The 2,554-nt window shown below is 60.4% G+C and carries 3 protein-coding genes and 1 pseudogene; 1 reads left to right on the forward strand and 3 read right to left on the reverse strand.

All coding sequences use genetic code 11. The annotated features are described in order from the left end of the window. The 3 genes from U9978_RS22060 to U9978_RS22070 form a co-directional block, all read right to left on the reverse strand. The coding region (locus U9978_RS22060; protein WP_322763062.1) for an RHS repeat-associated core domain-containing protein at positions 1–792 on the reverse strand (792 nt) is incomplete at its 3' end. Between the two features lie 241 nt (positions 793–1,033). Continuing rightward, positions 1,034–1,771: a hypothetical protein gene (locus U9978_RS22065; RefSeq protein ID WP_322763063.1), complete on the reverse strand. Its 738-nt coding sequence runs from the start codon at positions 1,769–1,771 to the stop codon at positions 1,034–1,036. Then, positions 1,768–2,031: a hypothetical protein gene (locus tag U9978_RS22070; protein ID WP_322763064.1), complete on the reverse strand. Its 264-nt coding sequence runs from the start codon at positions 2,029–2,031 to the stop codon at positions 1,768–1,770. The genes U9978_RS22065 and U9978_RS22070 overlap by 4 nt, the downstream gene beginning before the upstream one ends. Before the next feature lie 181 nt (positions 2,032–2,212). On the opposite strand from U9978_RS22070, the pseudogene U9978_RS22075 reads away from it, so the two are divergent. Then, a pseudogene (locus U9978_RS22075) lies at positions 2,213–2,554 on the forward strand (hypothetical protein); the annotation flags it as partial.

Genomic DNA, 2,554 nt, shown 5'->3' on the forward strand with positions numbered 1-2,554 from the left:
TCCAACAGCCGGCGCGAAATGCCCCGACGGATCGTTGTAGGCCAGCGGATTCGCGTTGCCATACACATACCGATTCGCCGAGATCCCCGACGTCAACGGCAGACCCGCACTGTCCCGAGAGACAAACCCACCCGTCCCCGGGGTGTACCAGCGGGCCTCCGCACTCACCTTGGCCGTCGTCGGATCCGTCCACGACCCCTGAAACCCCACCCGCACATTCGCACTACCCGCGGTCGTCTGGACCCCGAACGGATCGAACGCCTTCTGATCCGTCAGACCCGCACCGTTGACGGTGAACGCCGCCACCACATCCCCGTGCGTGTCAGCCAACGGCACCCAGTTACCCCCCGACGTCCCCAGGCCGATCAGATCCCCATCCGGATCCCGGGCATACGTCGACGTACCATCGGCGACCGGCTCCTTCTCCACCCCCGCATAACCCAACGTGGTGCCGTTACGGACCGCGAGCCGATCCCACCCGTCATACCCGTAGGACGTGCTGCCCGACGTACTGTCCGACACCAACCGATCAAACCCGTCAAACGTCGTGGTCGCGGTAGTACCGCCCGCGGTCCGGGTCGCCCGCGTCCCCCGCGCCGTATACGTATACGTCGCCGTCCCATCAGCGAGCAGCCGATTCCGCTCATCGAACGTCGCCGCCGTGCCGTTCACCGCGGTGCGGTTCCCCGCCCCATCCCAGCCATAGCTCGTCGTGACGCTCGCCGGACTCGTCCAGCTGGTCAGCCGGTCCGCCCGGTCATAGCCGAAACTCTGACTCCCCGACCCCGCCAACCCGGCCGGGTTGGCCGACCTGGATCAACCCTTCGGAGACAATCCCAGCGCAGCGCGACGGTGGCACAGAGCAGAAGATTCAGAAGTTTTTATAAAATCTTACCTCGAAAAGGTCGACGGGTTCCGCCCCTGAACGATCTCGCTATCAGAACAAGATCACACCACTGGCCTGTCGCAAGCTCCAAAAAACCGAATGAAAGCCCGTACTTCCCCCTGGTCAGTGGTGAGCCCGCAGCCTTATCTATGGCCGATAGCCGGAATCGTTGGTTGCATCTCGGACTAACTCACCAGCACGCTTAAGCAAGGCTAAGCTTGAGGACCACGGCTTCTCAGTCACTCGCAGGCTTATATATTCGTCTCGAATAACAATTGGACGGTTCAACACCGCAGAAATCACCTCCAGCTGCACAGCCAAGGGCGAATTTTCCGGCACTTCCGTTAGCCAAGACAATACACGAGGCATACGACCCTGAGAGACACGTCGGTGGATGCACTGGAGCGACCGTGTTACTTCGAGCGCATCCTCATCCATGCCATAGATGAATGAAGGGCCAAGCGTAGATGCTACGACTCCGATAAGAGAATCAATATACGACCAAGACCGATCGCGATACTCATCGGATAGAAAGAAGGTATCGACATCCAGAGCGCAGACGTCGAACTGCGGGCTATCGGGAAGCCCTGCCATCTCCAGCGGCAAGATCCCGTGCGCTCGATGGATTGATATAGAAAACTCGATGCCATCCTCATTTTCTAATGCGATCAAACCATCCGCATCGCCGAGCCATTGAATTACGCCACGCATCGACTCGAAATGAAGTACACCAGCACCATCACCTGCTACACATACGATACCGTCGTCCTCGTTGCGCCGAGAGACGAACCCGGCGCGACCGAACTCGGCAAGTAAGCAGCCAATGCTATCAGTGGACAAGGCGCCGAAAGGAAGAAGGGATCGAAAGGTCCAAGGCGACGTCACGGAATCGGCCTCGCTCCACCAGCACCGAACCATTTGATAGCAAGATCGATAGCGCTCTGCGGGGTACCGGACTCGTACATAAAAATCGCACGGCCTCCAGCATTGTTCGCAGCCCACGCTACACGCTGAAGCTGCTGCCCAAATTTGGCTAAATTCTGCGCTTTCGCAGGACCACCCACCTCGATGAAAGTCTGATCTCGCAGTACGACGTCAATATCAGTTTTACCATACGGTGTTGTGACGATGCGACCTTCATCCACAACATCCCTTCCGAAATGTGAGAGAACGCGGGCTACGCGTGACGCACCAACGGCGCCTGGATCTGCATTGGCAGAGTCACTGTACCCCTCCTGATCGCCGTTGCCGTCGTCGTCGGGGTTGGTGGGTGAATCGGGGAAGGTGGGTGGGGCGGGAGGCTTACCGCCACCGGGTGGACGGCCCTTGCCACCCGCAGCCGGATCAGGTCCGGGCTCGTCCGGCACACAAGTCATCACCAGCGGCGACGGACCCCCCGCCGAGGCACAGCTACCGTTCGTGCCCTGCCCGGACGCCCCATCTCCCCGCGGCAACGCATCCGCACAGACACCCGGCCCGCACTCTTCAAGCTCCAACGGCGTCCCCGCCGGCGACGAACCAGCAGGCCACTCAATATTCGGCAACGGCGACAGCGTCGTCCCCGCCGGCGACTGCTGCTTCAACTGCGGCAACGGGATCGGTGGAATCGACCGCTTCAACGGCAAACCCGCGTTCGTACTCGCCCTACCCTTGACACCACCACCATGG

It is taken from the genome of Protofrankia sp. Cr2, assembly GCF_963555885.1.
Taxonomy (GTDB): Bacteria; Actinomycetota; Actinomycetes; order Frankiales; family Frankiaceae; genus Protofrankia.